This window comes from Methylobacterium terrae, from assembly GCF_003173755.1.
Lineage (GTDB): Bacteria > Pseudomonadota > Alphaproteobacteria > Rhizobiales > Beijerinckiaceae > Methylobacterium > Methylobacterium terrae.
The window spans coordinates 5642709-5658820 of the sequence record NZ_CP029553.1 but is presented as its reverse complement, the minus strand read 5'-3'; the positions used below and the strand labels follow the sequence as shown (position 1 = coordinate 5658820).

General features: G+C 71.5%; 15 protein-coding genes. 12 read left to right on the top strand and 3 right to left on the bottom strand.

Annotation, left to right across the window (positions count from 1 at the left end):
* Nucleotides 1-206: 206 nt before the first annotated feature.
* Entirely contained in the window at nt 207-473 is a 267-nt protein-coding gene (locus tag DK419_RS26190; RefSeq protein WP_109961675.1) for a hypothetical protein, read from the top strand.
* 352 nt (nt 474-825) lie between these two features.
* Here DK419_RS26190 and DK419_RS26185 read toward each other — a convergent pair whose 3' ends face one another.
* Entirely contained in the window at nt 826-2478 is a 1653-nt protein-coding gene (locus DK419_RS26185) for an MFS transporter (protein ID WP_109962516.1), read from the bottom strand.
* A 398-nt stretch (nt 2479-2876) separates the two neighbouring features.
* Between DK419_RS26185 and DK419_RS26180 the strand changes: the two genes are divergently transcribed.
* The 7 genes from DK419_RS26180 to DK419_RS26150 all read left to right on the top strand — a co-directional run bounded on the left by DK419_RS26180 (nt 2877) and on the right by DK419_RS26150 (nt 8453).
* Nucleotides 2877-3317: a hypothetical protein gene (locus DK419_RS26180; protein ID WP_109962515.1), complete on the top strand. Its 441-nt coding sequence runs from the start codon at nt 2877-2879 to the stop codon at nt 3315-3317.
* Complete coding sequence (locus DK419_RS26175; protein WP_109961674.1) at nt 3310-3714, top strand: DUF4279 domain-containing protein; 405 nt, start codon at nt 3310-3312, stop codon at nt 3712-3714. The genes DK419_RS26180 and DK419_RS26175 overlap by 8 nt, the downstream gene beginning before the upstream one ends.
* Nucleotides 3715-3876: 162 nt before the next feature.
* Complete coding sequence (locus DK419_RS26170) at nt 3877-4416, top strand: hypothetical protein (RefSeq protein WP_109961673.1); 540 nt, start codon at nt 3877-3879, stop codon at nt 4414-4416.
* A 205-nt stretch (nt 4417-4621) separates the two neighbouring features.
* Complete coding sequence (locus tag DK419_RS26165; RefSeq protein WP_109961672.1) at nt 4622-5446, top strand: sensor histidine kinase; 825 nt, start codon at nt 4622-4624, stop codon at nt 5444-5446.
* 108 nt (nt 5447-5554) lie between these two features.
* Nucleotides 5555-7051, top strand: a complete 1497-nt coding sequence (locus DK419_RS26160; RefSeq protein WP_245442725.1) for an RAD55 family ATPase — start codon at nt 5555-5557, stop codon at nt 7049-7051.
* A gap of 4 nt (nt 7052-7055) precedes the next feature.
* Nucleotides 7056-7427 carry a response regulator gene (locus DK419_RS26155; RefSeq protein WP_109961671.1) on the top strand — a complete coding sequence of 124 codons (372 nt, stop codon included), beginning with the start codon at nt 7056-7058 and terminating at the stop codon, nt 7425-7427.
* A gap of 48 nt (nt 7428-7475) precedes the next feature.
* Nucleotides 7476-8453: a bifunctional helix-turn-helix transcriptional regulator/GNAT family N-acetyltransferase gene (locus DK419_RS26150; protein WP_245442724.1), complete on the top strand. Its 978-nt coding sequence runs from the start codon at nt 7476-7478 to the stop codon at nt 8451-8453.
* Nucleotides 8454-8591: 138 nt separating this feature from the next.
* On the opposite strand, the gene DK419_RS26145 is transcribed toward DK419_RS26150, so the two are convergent.
* Together DK419_RS26145 and DK419_RS26140 are read right to left on the bottom strand one after the other, a co-directional pair.
* The gene (locus DK419_RS26145; RefSeq protein ID WP_109962512.1) at nt 8592-9092 is read right to left on the bottom strand and encodes a CinA family protein; all 501 of its coding nucleotides are present in this window, start codon (nt 9090-9092) and stop codon (nt 8592-8594) included.
* Complete coding sequence (locus DK419_RS26140; RefSeq protein ID WP_245442723.1) at nt 9089-10330, bottom strand: bifunctional 2-C-methyl-D-erythritol 4-phosphate cytidylyltransferase/2-C-methyl-D-erythritol 2,4-cyclodiphosphate synthase; 1242 nt, start codon at nt 10328-10330, stop codon at nt 9089-9091. The genes DK419_RS26145 and DK419_RS26140 overlap by 4 nt, the downstream gene beginning before the upstream one ends.
* Before the next feature lie 729 nt (nt 10331-11059).
* Here DK419_RS26140 and dusB point away from each other — a divergent pair.
* The 4 genes from dusB (at nt 11060) to DK419_RS26120 (ending at nt 16074) form a co-directional block, all read left to right on the top strand.
* Complete coding sequence (gene dusB, locus DK419_RS26135) at nt 11060-12148, top strand: tRNA dihydrouridine synthase DusB (protein ID WP_109961669.1); 1089 nt, start codon at nt 11060-11062, stop codon at nt 12146-12148.
* Nucleotides 12145-13305: a two-component system sensor histidine kinase NtrB gene (locus DK419_RS26130; RefSeq protein ID WP_425352618.1), complete on the top strand. Its 1161-nt coding sequence runs from the start codon at nt 12145-12147 to the stop codon at nt 13303-13305. Before dusB ends, DK419_RS26130 begins: the two co-directional genes overlap by 4 nt.
* A 5-nt stretch (nt 13306-13310) precedes the next feature.
* Nucleotides 13311-14768, top strand: coding sequence for a nitrogen regulation protein NR(I) (gene ntrC, locus DK419_RS26125; protein WP_109961667.1), 1458 nt, complete (start codon nt 13311-13313; stop codon nt 14766-14768).
* A gap of 868 nt (nt 14769-15636) precedes the next feature.
* On the top strand, nt 15637-16074 hold the full coding sequence (locus DK419_RS26120) for a Ros/MucR family transcriptional regulator (RefSeq protein ID WP_109961666.1): 438 nt from the start codon (nt 15637-15639) through the stop codon (nt 16072-16074).
* Nucleotides 16075-16112 lie beyond the last annotated feature (38 nt).

Here is a 16112-nt window from a genome sequence, read left to right as displayed (position 1 = left end):
CCGCGGCGAGCGTTGCGTCAAGTCATGGGCCGCCGTGCGAAATGTCACCGCGGCGTCGCACCCCCGTGTTTACCGTTTTCGGAACGGACACGCTTGCACGGCGCAACTCTTCGGGCGCTCGCGACTTATCCATGGCAAGAGAGAGCGGTCCAGAGCCACCACGCCGGACATTGCCGCTCGGCACTCAACCGATGGGATCACCGACCATGCGTGCGCGTCCCTGCGCCCGACTGCCCCTGCTCGCCCTGCTGGCCGCCCTGGCCACGGCCGGCGCCCCGCTCGCCGCGAGCGCCGCGCCCGCGGTCGACAAGGCGCCGAAGGCCGGCGCCGGGACCACCCGCGACGTCGCCGCGACCTCGAGCGTCACCGCGCCCGCCGCGGATGCCGACGACGCCCAGTGCTCCACCTCGCGCAAGAAGCTCTTCGTCGACGGCGAGGGCTGGATCGTGCGCCGGGTGACGACCTGCCGGTGATCGACCGGCTTGGGTGAGTGGTGGGGCCCGTCTCGCCGAGGCGGGCCTTTTCCGTTCTGGAAGAGACCCGTTCGGGGACGAGTCCGGTTCGCTCCCGCTGTGGTTCACGCGACGGTGTCGGTCATCCCGGGGCCGCGCAGCGGAGCCCTCGATCCATGACCGCCGACCGTTCAGGAACGAGGCGGAACGTGATCCACCTCCTTTTCCAACGTGAGCGGTGATGGATCCCGGGTTCTCGTCGTCGACGAGCCCCGGGACGACGTAAAGCGCGGGAACGGCGTCGGCCCGAACAAGAAAAGGGCGCCCGCAGCCTCACGCCGCGGGCGCCCCTCACGTCACACCATCCTCGGCGTCAGCGCGCGGCGGTGTCCCGGTCGTCGAAGATGTCCCGGTCCTTGGTCTCGGGCACCAGGAGCAGGCCGAGCACGAAGGTCATCAGCGCGATGACGATCGGGTACCAGAGGCCGTAATAGATGTCGCCGGTCTGGGCCACCATCGCGAAGGCGGTGGCCGGGAGCAGGCCGCCGAACCAGCCGTTGCCGATATGGTAGGGCAGGGACATCGAGGTGTAGCGGATCCGGGTCGGGAAGAGCTCGACCAGGGCCGCGGCGATCGGGCCGTAGACCATCGTGACGAAGAGCACGAGGACGAACAGGAGCCCGATCACGCCGGCCACCTGCGGCCGGAAGATGTCGAACGGGTTCGACATCTTGACGACCTGGGCGTCGCCCGCCTTCGGGTAGCCCGCCGCCTGGAGCGCGCTCGCCGCGGCCTTGTTGAACTCCGCCGCAGGCGCACCCGCCGCGAACGGGACCTCGGTGCCGTTGACCCGCACCACGGTCGGCTGGCCGGCCGGTCCGGCCTCGGTGGTGTAGCGCACCGAGGATTTGGCGAGGTAGTCGCGGGCGAGGTCGCACGGCGCCGAGAACACCCGGGTGCCGACGGGGTTGAACAGGCTGCCGCACTGGGCCGGATCGGCCACCACGGTCACCTTGACGTTCTCGATCGCCTTCTCGAGGGCGGGGTTCGCCAGCGTGGTGATCTGCTTGAACACCGGGAAGAAGCTCAGCGCCGCGATCAGGCAGCCGGCCAGGATGATCGGCTTGCGGCCGATCTTGTCCGAGAGCCAGCCGAACACCACGAAGAAGCCGGTGCCGAGCAGGAGCGCCCAGGCGATCAGGAGGTTGGCGGTGTAGCCGTCGACCTTCAGGATCGATTGCAGGAAGAACAGGGCGTAGAACTGACCGGTGTACCAGACGACGCCCTGACCGGCGACGAGGCCGAGCAGCGCGATGAGCGCGATCTTGGCGTTGCGCCACTGGCCGAAGGCCTCGGTGAGGGGCGCCTTCGAGGTCTTGCCCTCCTCCTTCATGCGCTGGAAGGCCGGCGATTCGCTGAGCTGCAGCCGGATCCAGAGCGAGATGCCGAGCAAGAGCACCGAGACCAGGAACGGGATGCGCCAGCCCCACTCGGCGAAGGCGGCCTCGCCCGTGAAGGTCCGCACCGCCAGGATCACCACCAGCGACAGGAACAGGCCGAGCGTCGCCGTGGTCTGGATCCAGCTGGTGTAGAAGCCGCGCCGGCCCTGCGGCGCGTGCTCGGCGACGTAGGTCGCCGCACCGCCATACTCGCCGCCGAGCGCCAGGCCTTGCGCGAGGCGCAGCACGATCAGGATGATCGGCGCCGCGATGCCGATCTGCGCGGCGTTGGGCAGGATGCCGACGATGAAGGTCGACAGGCCCATGATCAGGATGGTGACGAGGAAGGTGTACTTGCGCCCGACGATGTCGCCGACGCGCCCGAACACCAGGGCGCCGAAGGGCCGCACCAGGAAGCCCGCCGCGAAGGCGAGCAGCGCGAAGATGTCCCGGGTCGCCGGCGGGTAGGACGAGAAGAACTGCGCGCCGATGATGCCGGCGAGCGAGCCGTAGAGGTAGAAGTCGTACCACTCGAACACGGTGCCGAGGGAGGAGGCCAGGATGACCTTCTTCTCCTCCCGCGTCATCGGGCGCGCGGCATCGCCGGCTTTCCCGAGGGCGGCTGAGCTTGCCATGGGGTTATGTCCTCCTTGAGGAGCGTTTCCGTGAAAACGGCACGCGTCGGCCGCGCGAATCTTCGCCGCGTCGGGGGTGGCGCGCTTGAGGGTGAACCGGGTGTCGGGCGGCGCCTTCCGCGGGGCAGGGGGATTGAAACCGCCCGCTCGCGCGTGATCCGCCGCCGACACGAATCGTTAAGCCAGCCGGCCTTCGCGGCCCATCCGACAATTCGTCGTGAGACTTAGGTCGTGAGACTTCCGTCGGGGGTTCCGGGAGGCGACCGCGCGAGGAGGGCCGGGGGTCGGGAAGCTGCCACGCCTCGACAACGCAGGGGAAGGCGTGCCACGCTGGACCGATGATGCGGTCCATGGATGAAATCCGCCAGATCCGGGCCCAGGCGCAGCAGGACCTTGCCGCATCGCTCGCCCGCATTCCCGGTGGCCGCGCCCTCATCGATTGGTTCGACGGCGCGCCCGAGTTCGGGGACGCCGAGGTCGTCAGCCTGCTTCTCGACAGGCGTGGCCCGAGCACTCTTCGCATCGCGCTCGATCACCATGGCAAAAGCGCAACCTTCGTGTTCGAGCTGGCTGCCTGGATCGACGCGGACGTGCGCGGTTTCAGTCATCAGAACGTCATCGGCAGCTTGACGCTTCGCCGCGCGGAGGAGCGCGAGGTGCAGCCGTGGGAGCTTGGCGTCGGGTGTCGCCCGGGCGAGTGGATGATCGAGTGCGGGCCTTGCTTCGGCGCGTACGGCACGATTCGCGCCGACATCGCGCGGATCACCCTCGAGCAAGCGCCGGATGCCTGAACTCGCACGCACCACCGTGAGCTTGCGCATCCTTGGAGCGGCGCTCGATCCGGACGAGGTCACGAGGCTGCTGGGCGTCGAGCCGACCGGCTGTGCACGCCAAGGCGACACGCGTCGCACGGCATCGGGCCGCGAGGTCGTCGCCCGATCGGGATCCTGGCGGCTCGCTTCCGACGCTGTCGGCGATCTCAACACCCAGATCGCTGCACTCCTCACCAAGCTCCCGAACGATCCGGCCGTTTGGCTCGACCTGTCCCGCCGCTACCAATGCGACGTCTTCTGCGGCCTCTTCATGCGTGAGATCAACGAGGGAGTAGAGTTGCATCCGCACTTGCTGTCGATCTTGGGAAGCCGCGGCCTGAGGCTCGGCTTTGACATCTACGGTTGCCTGGAATGATCTGGCGTCACTTCACGTCGAGAGCAGCCTCCGCATGGTGAAGCCGGGCCCTCGCCCCGAGGCATCCGCACTCTGCCACGGCTGGCGCGGCTCCCCCGCGGGAACGAGGATGACGGACCGGCATTGACCCTCGACGAGTGCCGGGAGCCGGGAAGACACACCATGCGTCGCGACCTGATCGTCCTCACCCTCGCCGCCACCCTGGTGGGCGCCGGCGCCGAGGCGCAGCCGTTGCGCGGGGCCGGCGCGGCGGGCCGTGGGGCCGCCGGAGGCGCCGTCGGACAGGGCGGGCACCTTCGGTTCCAGCCGGTGCGAAGCGGTCGCGCCGCGATCTACGACGCGCGCGGGCTGCACGGGCGCAGCGGGAATGTCCAGGGCGGGGATGTCCGGCGCGGAGATCTCCGAGGCCGGCGGTTCGCGGCCTATGGCGGCGGCTTCGCGGGCACGGCCTACGCGGCGCCGCTCGGCCTCTACGGCACGGCCGGGGCGCTCGAGCCCGGCCTCGTCGCCGAGCCGTACTTCAAGCTGCCGCGCCCGAACGAGCTCGTCCCCTCCGCCTGGGGCGAGGGGACCTACGGCATCCCGACCGTCTCCGGCATCCCGCCCCAGCCGAAGGCCGATCCGGTTCTCTACGTCATCAACGGCGGCGAGCGGCCGGTCGGCGGCGCCCGGGTGATCTTGGTCCAGGCGCCGCGGCGCTAGGCCCGCCGCGGCCCGAAGGTCGCTGCATCAGGTCGCCGCGACCTTAGCCCGCAGGAACCGGCGCGCGACGAGCGGTCCGAGCGCGGCCGCGGCCGCTCGCCTGCCCGGTTGCGATTTGTTATGCCAACCGGGTGATGCCGACCCCGCCCCCTGCGCCGCCGACGCCGCCGTTCCGGATCTTCTCCGGGTGCGGGCGGGCGGGCGCATGAGCGCACCGGTGACGGGGCTTGCCGGGATCCCGGCCGCCGACCCCGCCGACGAGGTCGCCTCCTTGCGCCGGGAGGCCGCCTCCTTGCGCCGGGCGCTCGCCGAGCGCGACGCGTTCCTGGCCGGCGTGGCGCACGAACTGCGCAACCCGATGACCCCGATCCTCGGTCAGGTCGAGCGCCTGCAGGGTGCGGCCGAGCGCGAGGCGCCGGGAGGCCGGGTGGCGCAGGGACTGGCGCAGCTGCGCTGGCTCGTCGAGCGCTACGTGCGCCGGGCGACGACCCTCCTCGACGTCTCCCGGGTCCAGGCCGGGCAGCTCGCGCCGCTCGCCGCCCCCGTGCCCCTCGCCGAGGTGGTGGAGGAGGTCGTGGCGTCCTTGCGCCCGATGGCGGCCCATGCCGGCAGCGCGGTGAGCGTGACGGTGCCGGACGACCTGGTGCTCTCCTGCGAGCGCCTCGCTCTCGACCAGATCCTCGACAACCTGATCACCAACGCGATCAAGTACGGCGATGGCGGCGCGATCGCGGTCTCGGGCGCCCGGGACGGCGCGGCGGCGCGGATCCGGGTCGCCGACCGCGGCATCGGCATCCCGCCGGCCGACCAGGCCCGCATCTTCGAGCGCTTCGAGCGCGCAGTCGCCGATCCCGGGACGGCTCCGATCGGCTTCGGGGTCGGCCTGTGGCTGGTGCGCCGCCTCGCCGAGGCGATGGGCGGCACCGTGACGGTCGAGAGCCGCTCCGGCGAAGGCGCGACCTTCACGGTCACGCTGCCTCTTCACGACCAGGGCACTTCACGATCGCGTTGCCATCGCGAAGCTCTCTAAGTTTTTGATTTCGATGCATTTTCTTCGACGAACCGGTATCCGCTTCGTCGGAAAATGCTCTAGACGACACGGCGACCGAGCATGCGGATGACGGGGGTGGGACCGAGCATGGGACAGGCCGGTGCCTATGGCGGGCTGGAACGGGTGCCGACCGGGATCGCCGGCCTCGACGCGATCCTCGGCGGCGGGCTGTTCCGCGGCGGCGTCTACATCGTCCAGGGCACGCCGGGCTCGGGGAAGACCATCTTCGGCAACCAGGCCTGCTACACCCATGCGGGTGCCCGAGCCGGCGCTTCGCCCGAGCACCGGGCGCTCTACGTCACGCTGCTCGCCGAGAGCCATTCCCGGATGCTCGGCCACATCGCGCCGCTCGGCTTCTTCGACCCCGCCCTGATCCCCGACCGGATCGCGTACCTGAGCGCCTTCCGCACCCTGCAGGACGAGGGGCTGGCCGGCCTCCTGACCCTGCTGCGCCGCGAGACGGCCCGCCGCGAGGCGAGCCTCGTCGTCCTCGACGGGCTGGTGGCGGCGGAGGAGACCGCGTCCTCGACGCTCGCGTTCAAGACCTTCATCCATGAATTGCAGACCCAGGCCGCCGCCACCGGCGCCACCGTGCTCCTCCTCACCAGCGCCTCCGCCGGAGCCGACAGGGTGGCGGCCGAGCACACGATGGTCGACGGGCTGATCGCCCTGTCGAGCCGGCTCGTCGGCCGGCGGGCCGAGCGCGAGCTCGAAGTGTGCAAGTTCCGCGGCAGCGGCTTCCTGCGCGGGCGCCACGCCGTCCGCATCACCGATGGCGGGATCCGGGTGTTTCCGCGCATCGAGGCGTCCTTGCGGGTGCCGAGCCGGCGCGACCACGTCGAGGGCGCAGCCCTCACCACCGGGCTCCCCGCCCTCGACGCGATGCTGGGCGGCGGCCTGCCGCACCACTCCACCACCCTGGTCGGCGGTCCCGCCGGCATCGGCAAGACGACGCTCGGCCTGCAGTTCCTCGGCGCCGACCCGGAGGCGCCGGGCCTCTTCTGCGGCTTCTACGAGAGCGAGGCCGCGATCCTCGCCAAGGCGCGGGCCCTGCGGCTGCCGGTCGCCGGCCTGATCGAGGAGGGCCGGGTCGCGGTGACGTGGCAGCCGGCGACCGAGGGGCTGATCGACGAGGTCTGCACCGACCTCCTCGAGGCGATCCGGAACCGGGGGGTCCGGCGCGTGTTCATCGACGGTCTGGACGCGATGTGCCGGATCGCAGGGGATCAGGACCGGATCCTGCGCATCTTCGCCGCCCTCACGGCGGAGCTCAGGGCGCTGGGCGCGACGGCGATGTACACCCGGGAGACCGACCTGCGCGGCACCTTCATCGACGCGCCCTCCGGCGGCTCCTCCCTGCGCCAGACCTCCAGCGTCGCGGAGAACGTGGTGCTGATGCGCTCCTGCTCCTTGCGCTCCGGCGTCCACCGCCTGATCGCCGTCGCCAAGGCGCGCGACGCGCGGATCGACCCGAACCTGCGCGTCTTCGACATCCGGCCGGGCGGCCTGGCGATCGACGACGGCCCGGACCGGGCCGAGGCGATCCTGGCCGACCGGGACCGCATGAGAAGCGGCGGGGAATAGGCCCGTGGCGACGGTGCTCATCGTGGACGACGAGTTCGGCATCGCCGAATTGCTGGACGCGGTCCTGTCCGACGACGGCCACCGCGTGGTCACCGCCGCCAACGGCCGCCAGGGCCTCGCCCGCGTCGCGGCCGGCCCGCCCGACCTGATCTTCCTCGACTTCATGATGCCGGTGATGGACGGACCCGCGATGCTGGCCGCCCTCGCGTCCGATCCGGGGACGAGGGCCATCCCGGTCGTGCTGATGAGCTCGATGCCGGAGGAGACCGTGCGCGAGCGCGCCTCCGGGTACGTCGCCTTCCTGCGAAAGCCCTTCCGGATCGGGCAGGTGCGCGACCTCGTCGGGCAGCTGGCGGCGGGCGGCACCAACAGTTGACTGAGTCAAATATCTGGACGATCCTGCCTTCGAACGGGAGGCGGGCCGATGGCGCATGACGTGGCGCATGACGTGGCGATGGACGCGGAGGTCGATCCGGAGATGGTCGCGGCGGTGCGGGCCTTCGGCCGGTTCTACACCCGGCAGATCGGCCTCCTCGAGGAGGGGCTGCACCGCAGCGCCTTCTCGCTCACCGAGGCGCGGGTGCTCTACGAGCTCGCCCATCGCGATCGTCTGACCGCCTCGGTCGGGCTGACCGCCTCGGTCCTCGGCCAGGATCTCGGCCTCGATGCCGGCTACCTGAGCCGCCTGCTCAAGCGCTTCGAGGACCAGGGCCTGGTGACCCGCCGGACCGCCGCGGGCGACGGGCGGCGCCAGGTCCTGGCCCTGACCCCCGAAGGACGGGCCGCCTTCGCGCCGCTCGACGCGTCGGCGCGGGAGGAGGTCGGCGCCCTGCTGGCGCGGCTCTCGCCCCGCGACCGGGCCTCGCTCGTCGGCGCGATGGCGCGGGTGCGCCGGCTCCTCGGCGATCCCTCGCAGGGCGGGGAGCCCGCGACCTTGCGCGGCCTGCGCTCCGGCGATGTCGGCTGGATCGCCCACCGCCAGGGCGTGCTCTACGCCGCCGAGTACGGCTTCGACCTCTCCTTCGAGGCCCTGGTGGCGGAGATCCTGGCCGGGTTCGTGCGCGACTTCGACCCGGCCCGGGCCGGGGCCTGGATCGCCGGGCAGGAGGGCGACGTCATGGGCAGCGTGTTCCTGGCGCCGCACTCGGACACGGTCGCGAAGCTGCGCCTGCTCTACGTCGAGCCCGCCGCCCGGGGCCAGGGACTCGGCCGGCGCCTGACCGAGGCCTGCATCGCCGGCGCCCGGGAGCGCGGCTACCGGTGCTTGAGCCTCTGGACCAACGACGTGCTCACGGCCGCCCGGCGGATCTACGCCGAGGCGGGCTTCCGCCTAGCCGAGAGCGCGCCGCACCGCTCGTTCGGGCGGGACCTGGTGGGGGAGACCTGGGTGCTGGACCTGTGAGGGAGCCCCCCCTCGTACGAAATCCGCCCGATTGCTTCGCGATGCGGATTTCGGCTTCGCTCAAGCGTGCGGAGCCGCCGGCTCCGCCGCGCGGGCTGGTGATACGGAAATCCGGAAGTGATCTTCCGGATTTCCGTATCACACCTTCTCCAGCGCCATCTCCAGGAAGCCGAGCGCGTCCTCGACGGCGCAGCGCCGGACCTCGGAGCGCCCGAGATCGCCGTAGCGGCGCTCGATGTGCCGGGTCGCCCGGCCGGCGGCGACGAGGCCGAAATGGACGAGGCCCACGGGCTTCATCGGCGTCGCGCCGCCGGGACCGGCGATGCCCGTGATGGCGAGCGCCACGTCGGCGCGGGAATGGGCGAGCGCGCCTTCCGCCATCGCCCTCGCCACCGGCTCGCTCACCGCGCCGTGGGCCGAGATCAGGTTGAAGTCGACGCCGAGGATCTCGGCCTTGGCTTCGTTGGAATAGGTGACGAAGCCGCGCTCCACCACCTGAGAGGAGCCCGCGACCTCGGTGAGCAGGGCGGCGACGAGGCCGCCGGTGCAGGATTCGGCGGTGACGAGGCGCGCCTGGCGCTCGCGATAGGCGGCGATCAGCACGCTCGCCCGGGTGATGAGGGCGGCATCGAACATCAGGCGCGCGCCTCCGGGAGCCGGATGGTCGCGGCGGCCTGGGCGGCGAGGCCCTCGGCCCGGCCGACGAAGCCGAGCTTCTCCGTCGTCGTCGCCTTGATCGACACCGCCGAGAGCGGCACGCCGGCGATCTCGGCGATCCGGGTCCGGATCGCGTCGCGATGGGCGCCGATCCGCGGCGCCTCGGCCAGCACCGTGATGTCGAGGTGGTCGATCACCCCGCCGCGCTCGGACACCCGCCGCACCGCGTCGGCGAGGAACTGGTCGGAGGAGGCGCCGCGCCAGCGCGGGTCGCTCGGCGGGAAGTGCACGCCGATGTCGCCGTCGGCGAGCGCGCCGAGGATCGCGTCGGTGAGCGCGTGCAGCACCACGTCGCCGTCGGAATGGGCGAGCACGCCGCGATCGGCCGGGATGCGCACGCCGCCGAGCCACACGTGGTCGCCCTCCGTGAAGGCGTGCACGTCGAAGCCGGTGCCGAGGCGGGTGAGAAGGGTCATGGCAGGGTCTTCCACGGATGGGCGACCGGAGCGGGGCTCCGGCAAGAAGGCGCGGTCGGCCTCGACGAGGTCGGCGGCCTGGGTGATCTTGCGGTTGCGCAGGTCTCCGGGGAAGACCGCCACCGGCAGGCCGGCCCACTCGGCGAGCGCGCCGTCGTCGGTGAAGCCGTCGAGTCCCTCGGACGCGGCGCGCCCGTGGGCCGCGTGCAGGAGCGCGAAGCGGAACGCCTGCGGGGTCTGCACCGCGCGCAGGGATTCTCGCTCCGGGGTCGCGCGTACCCGGCCGTCCGGCTCGACCACCTTGATGGTGTCGCTCACCGGCACCCCCGGCACGGCGGCGCCGTGGTCTCGCGCCGCCGCGATCGCGCGGTCGATCAGCGCGCCGTCGACGAAGGGGCGGGCGGCGTCGTGGACCAGCACCAGGTCCGGATCGCCGTCACGCGCCAGGGCCGCGAGCCCGGCCCGGACGGAGGCCTGACGGGTGGCGCCGCCCTCGGTCGGCCGGGCGAGCTTCGCCCGCGCCGCAGGCGGAAGATCGCCCAGGCACTCGTCGTAGAAGGCGGCGGCGTCGGCGGCGATCACCACCTGGATCCGGTCGATGCCCGGATGGGCGGCGAGCGCCGCCAGGGTCCGGGTCAGGACCGCCTGGCCGCCGACGCGGCGATACTGCTTGGGCGTGTCGCCGCCGACGCGGATGCCGCGCCCCGCGGCGACGACCACCGCGGCGATCTGGGAAAGGGTCAAAAGGGTCGCTCCCGGAATTGCCCGCTCCTTAGCGGCGGCGCTCATTCGAGGCAAATGCACCAGGGGAAGGGGGGGTACCGCGTGGACAGAACACGCGCTGCGGGCGGGTCCTGGCGGGGGAGTCGGCGCTTGTCCGCGCAACATTCGAGACCCCCGGTTGCGCACGATGCATGATGTCGTTTCCGCGCAATGTTCCCAATACGAGGAAGTCGCGGGATCCCCTCTCCCGTGTGGGAGAGGGGTAGGGGTGAGGGTGGTGCGCTTCAGCATAAAGCTGTGGCCGTCGCGCTGGCAGCTCAACGGTTGAGTTCAATTCTGAAGCCGCGCCACCCTCACCCCTGACCCCTCTCCCACACGGGAGAGGGGGATGCGCTCTACTTTGCAAAATCGGAGCGAGATACGGCGTTTTTCTGGAAATCTCAAACCAAGCGACCTCATTTTACGGCTGGCGCGGGCAAGCGACATCCGTCTCGCACCGGCTCGGACTCGTCAGCCATCCGCAGCGCAGCAAAGCCCGGACGCCGCCGCTTCCATTTCGCCGCGATGCATCCTTATCCTGCTCCGCATAGGCGAGAGCCGCCGCGGAACGCCACCGCACGCCGGCCGCCGGCCGCCGTCTTGAGACAGGGCTCGGGCCTGGGCCACCCACCACCCCATTCACGGGCAATTCGAGGATCGAAGTCCGAACGCGCTTGCGTCCGACCGGGTTTTGGCTATTTGCTGTGCACAATGACGACTGACCATTATTTGAGCGACGAAGCCCCGGGGGCCGGGCCGGCAGCGCTGCCAACGGGATCGCCGTCCGCCGCGCGGTCAGCGCGCGGGGCGCTGCTCGCTCGCGGGGCGCTGCTGGCGCCCCTGTCGGGGGTCACCGACCTGCACATGCGCCGGATCGCCCGCCGGCTCGGCGCCACCGCGACCGTCTCCGAGATGGTGGCGGCGGAGGATTTCGCCCGCGGGATCGCGGAGGCTCGCCTGCGGGCCGAGGGGGAGGGCGTGCTGCCCCACATCGTCCAGCTCGCCGGCTGCGACCCGCGCTGGATGGCGGAGGGCGCGCGCCTCGCCGAAGCCAACGGCGCCGACGTGATCGACGTCAACATGGGCTGCCCGGCCAAGGCCGTGACCGGCGGCCAGGCCGGCTCGGCGCTGATGCGCGACCTCGACCATGCCGAGCGCCTGCTCGCCGCGGTGCGCGAGGCGGTCTCGGTGCCGGTCACCGTCAAGATGCGGCTCGGCTGGGACGACGCCACCCGCAACGCCCCCGACCTGGCGCGGCGGGCCGAGCGGCTCGGCTACGCCGCCGTCACGGTGCACGGCCGCACCCGGCAGCAATTCTACACCGGCCGCGCCGACTGGGCGGCGATCCGCCCTGTCCGCGAGGCGGTCGCGATCCCGGTCGTCGCCAACGGCGACATAGCGAACCTCGACGACGCCCGGGCCTGCCTCGCGGCCTCGGGCGCCGACGCGGTGATGATCGGCCGGGCGGCGGTCGGGCGGCCCTGGCTCGTCGCGGCGGTCGCCGCGGGGCTCGGCGGCGAGGCGGTCGCGGAGCCCGACGCCGTGGCAAAAGCCGAGCTCGCCGCCGAGCATTACGACGGCCTGCTCGCGCTCTACGGCGCCCGGATGGGCGTGCGCCACGCCCGCAAGCACCTCGCGGCCTATGCCGACCATGCCGGCGGGCTCGATCCCTCCGAGCGGACCCGGCTCGTCACCACCACCGACCCGGACGAGGCCGCGCGGCTCCTGCGGCGCGCCTTCGAGGGCCCGGCCGCACGGCCTGAGCATCAGGCCGCACGGTCTGCACAGCAGGCCGCATGAGGATGAGCGATGCGCCAGCCCCCCCTGCCGCCCGCACCCGGAAGGCCTCGCTCATGAGCGACCCGACGAGCGAGATGATCATCAACGCCCTGCCGCTGCCCGTCCTGACCATCGGTCCGGACGAGCGCATCCTGCAGGTCAACATGGCGGCGGAGCACTTCTTCGACTACTCGCGCCGGATGATGCAGCGCCAGCGCCTGCGCGACATCATCCCGTTCTCCTCGCCGATCATCGCCCTGGTGAACGAGGTGCGCCGGCGCCGGGCCAGCGTCAGCGAGTACCGGGTCGAGCTCGCCTCGCCGCGCACCGGCATCGAGCGCAGCGTCGACGTGTTCGCGACCCATCTCGACGACGACCTCGTGGTGCTGATGCTCCAGGAGCGCACCATCGCCGACAAGATGAACCGCCAGCTCACCCATCGGGGGGCCGCCCGCTCGATGGTGGCGCTCGGCGCGATGCTCGCCCACGAGATCAAGAACCCGCTCGCCGGCATCCGCGGCGCGGCCCAGCTCCTCGAGCAGTCGGCCGCCGAGGACGACCGGCTGCTCACCCGGCTGATCTGCGACGAATCGGACCGGATCGTGCGCATCGTCGAGCGGATGGAGCTGTTCGGCGACGAGCGTCCGGTCGAGCGCGGGCCCGTCAACGTCCACGGCGTCCTCGACCAGGTGAAGCGCTCGGCCCAGTCGGGCTTCGCCCGCCACATCCGCTTCGTCGAGAACTACGATCCCTCGCTGCCGCCGGTGCTCGGCAACCGCGACCAGCTGATCCAGGTCATCCTGAATCTTGTCAAGAACGCCGCCGAGGCGATCGGCGCCGACGCGGTCGACGGCGAGATCGTCCTGTCGACCGCCTTCCGCACGGGGCTTCGCCTCCAGGTGCCGGGCTCGCGCGAGCGGGTGAGCCTGCCGATCGAGGTGGCCGTCCGCGACAACGGCCCGGGCGTCTCGGCCGAGCTCCTGCCGGACCTGTTCGACCCCTTCGTCACCACCAAGGCGCAAGGGTCGGGCCTCGGCCTCGCGCTCGTCGCCAAGATCGTCGGCGACCACGGCGGCATCGTCGAGTGCGACCCCGCCCCCCGCCGCACCACCTTCCGCGTCCTCCTGCCGATGTCGCATGCCCGCGACGGGCGCGAATCCTCCGCCGAGACCGAGTGAGCGCCATGCCGAACGGACACATCATCGTGGCGGACGACGACGCCGCCATCCGCACCGTGCTCAACCAGGCCTTGTCGCGCGCCGGCTACGAGGTCCGCTCGACCGGCAACGCCGCCACCCTGTGGCGCTGGGTGGCGCAGGGGGAGGGCGACCTCGTCATCACCGACGTGGTGATGCCCGACGAGAACGCCTTCGACCTCCTGCCCCGCATCAAGCGGGTGAGGCCGGACCTGCCGATCATCGTGATGAGCGCGCAGAACACCTTCATGACGGCGATCCGGGCCTCCGAGCGCGGCGCCTACGAGTATCTCCCGAAGCCCTTCGACCTGAAGGAGCTGACCGCGATCGTCGGCCGCGCCCTGTCGCGCCCGCGGGGCAGCACGGCGCCCGGCGCGCCGCCGGAGAACGAGGACATCCCGCTCGTCGGCCGCTCGCCGGCGATGCAGGAGATCTACCGCTCGCTGGCCCGCCTGATGCCGACCGACCTGACCGTGATGATCACGGGCGAATCCGGCACCGGCAAGGAGCTGGTGGCGCGTGCCCTCCACGATTACGGAAGGCGCCGCTCCGGGCCGTTCGTGCCGGTCAACATGGCGGCGATCCCGCGCGACCTGATCGAATCCGAATTGTTCGGCCACGAGAAGGGGGCCTTCACGGGCGCCACCGCGCGCTCCGCCGGCCGCTTCGAGCAGGCCGAGGGCGGGACCCTCTTCCTCGACGAGATCGGCGACATGCCGATGGAGGCCCAGACCCGGCTCCTGCGGGTGCTCCAGCAGGGCGAGTACACCACCGTCGGCGGCCGGGTGCCGATCAAGACCAACGTCCGCATCATCGCGGCGACGAACAAGGACCTCCGGGTCTCGATCCAGCAGGGGATCTTCCGCGAGGACCTGTTCTTCCGCCTCAACGTCGTGCCCCTGCGCCTGCCGGCGCTCCGCGAGCGCTCCGAGGACGTGCCGGATCTCGTGCGCCACTTCTTCGTCCTGGTCGAGCGCGAGGGCCTGACGCGCAAGCAGCTCGACGGCGACGCCATGGAGAAGCTCAAGCGCTACCGCTGGCCCGGCAACGTCCGCGAACTCGAGAACCTGGTGCGGCGCCTGGCGGCGCTCTACCCCCAGGAGACGATCACCGGCCCGGTGATCGAGGCCGAGCTCGACACCCTGCCGCTCGCCGCGCCCGCGCAAGGCGGGAATGCGCGCAAGGGGAACGGGGAGGCCGAGGGCCTGTCGGCGGCGGTGGAGCGGCACCTGTCGGAGTACTTCTCCGGCTACCGGGACACCCTGCCGCCGCCCGGCCTCTATCACCGGGTGCTGCGCGAGATCGAGGGCCCGCTGATCGGCGCGGCGCTGGCGGCGACCCGCGGCAACCAGATCCGCGCCGCCGAGTTGCTGGGGGTGAACCGCAACACCCTGCGCAAGAAGGTGCGCGACCTCGACCTGCAGGTCTTCCGCACCCCGCGCTGAGGCCGCCGGACCGCCTCCGGGCCGGTGGACAACCGGCCCGGTCGCGCGCGGCATTCCGACGCATCCACGTGACCGGGGCGCCGTGCGACCCTGCCGCTCGGGACAATCCGGCAAGGCCGCGCCGGGGAAGCGCCGGCCTGGCCCGTTTTTGGCCTGCCGGGCAGCGCATGCCCTTCGACCCGACCCGACGCGAGGATGGCCGGTGCCCGCGCTCATCCTCGATCCGGGACCGTCCGTCCGGCGATCAGCCGGCGGCATGGCACCCGCCAAGGAAGCTTTTCCTGCGCCGATTCGGCGTGACGCAAAGTCATCCAGGTTCCACGTTCGGCCGAAACACTTCGCGTGATCTGGCGATCACATCGACCGCCGGCCTGGGAGCGCGGACGCGACCGCGAGAGCAGGTCGATCTCGCGGTTTCGCGCGATCACGCGGGGCCGCGACGGCCGGAGCGGGCGGGCCTGGATTGGACTTCTGCGCGCCGATGAGAATGCCGAAAACGTATTGGCCGGCCGACATTACCATTTATTAACCGCGGGCCGGATCGGCGCGGCGCGCCCGGCCGGAGCGCACGGCACGCCGACGAACGCCGCGCCCGCGAGCGCCCGCCTCACGCGCAAATCGTTGATCTGAAAACGTTTTCGCGGCCAGTTCGCACCGGCTCGCGGTGTCCCGCCTTTGCCCCGCCCGCGGTCCCGCGACGGTATTTCCCGGTCCGGCCCGCCACGTCGACGGGCACTCATGCCCCTACGGAATGAAATTCCTCTAAAGCAGATCCGCCTCTTGTGTTGATCCAGACACCTTGCAGTTGACGGAGACTGGCGTAACATCCATCACCTCGGACGGGGGCCCGCACTTCTCGAGGACCGCAATGAGTTCAGCTGACCACGTCGAAACGCCTCAGATGATCGGCCTGGTGTCCGATATTGTGTCGGCCTACGTGTCGAACAACAGCGTGCCGGTGGGCGAGCTGTCGAGCCTGATCCGCAGCGTCCACGAGGCGGTGAGCCGGCTCGGCACGGCCGTTCCGGCGGAGCCCGAGCGGCTGACCCCGCCGGTGCCGATCAAGAAGACCGTCTCGCCCGACTACCTGATCAGCCTCGAGGACGGGCGCCGGTACCGGACGCTGAAGCGCCACCTCGCCGGCCGCGGGCTCACCCCGGAGGCCTACCGCCAGAAGTGGGGCCTGCCGCCGGACTATCCCATGGTCGCCGCCAACTACGCGGCCCAGCGCTCCGAGCTCGCCAAGAGCATCGGGCTCGGCCAGAAGCCGGTGGTGCGCCGCCCGCGCTCGACGCAGGCCGCCTGACCTGACCTGCGCGCGGGCCGCCCCCGGGCCGGTCCGCA

Coding starts and splice junctions, on each gene's coding strand:
- DK419_RS26190 (WP_109961675.1), top strand. CDS start 207: ATGCGTGCGCGTCCCTGCGCCCGACTGCCCCTGCTCGCCCTGCTGGCC.
- DK419_RS26185 (WP_109962516.1), bottom strand. CDS start 2,478: ATGACGCGGGAGGAGAAGAAGGTCATCCTGGCCTCCTCCCTCGGCACC.
- DK419_RS26180 (WP_109962515.1), top strand. CDS start 2,877: ATGGATGAAATCCGCCAGATCCGGGCCCAGGCGCAGCAGGACCTTGCC.
- DK419_RS26175 (WP_109961674.1), top strand. CDS start 3,310: ATGCCTGAACTCGCACGCACCACCGTGAGCTTGCGCATCCTTGGAGCG.
- DK419_RS26170 (WP_109961673.1), top strand. CDS start 3,877: ATGCGTCGCGACCTGATCGTCCTCACCCTCGCCGCCACCCTGGTGGGC.
- DK419_RS26165 (WP_109961672.1), top strand. CDS start 4,622: ATGAGCGCACCGGTGACGGGGCTTGCCGGGATCCCGGCCGCCGACCCC.
- DK419_RS26160 (WP_245442725.1), top strand. CDS start 5,555: ATGGGACAGGCCGGTGCCTATGGCGGGCTGGAACGGGTGCCGACCGGG.
- DK419_RS26150 (WP_245442724.1), top strand. CDS start 7,476: ATGGCGCATGACGTGGCGCATGACGTGGCGATGGACGCGGAGGTCGAT.
- dusB (WP_109961669.1), top strand. CDS start 11,060: ATGACGACTGACCATTATTTGAGCGACGAAGCCCCGGGGGCCGGGCCG.
- DK419_RS26130 (WP_425352618.1), top strand. CDS start 12,145: ATGAGGATGAGCGATGCGCCAGCCCCCCCTGCCGCCCGCACCCGGAAG.
- ntrC (WP_109961667.1), top strand. CDS start 13,311: ATGCCGAACGGACACATCATCGTGGCGGACGACGACGCCGCCATCCGC.
- DK419_RS26120 (WP_109961666.1), top strand. CDS start 15,637: ATGAGTTCAGCTGACCACGTCGAAACGCCTCAGATGATCGGCCTGGTG.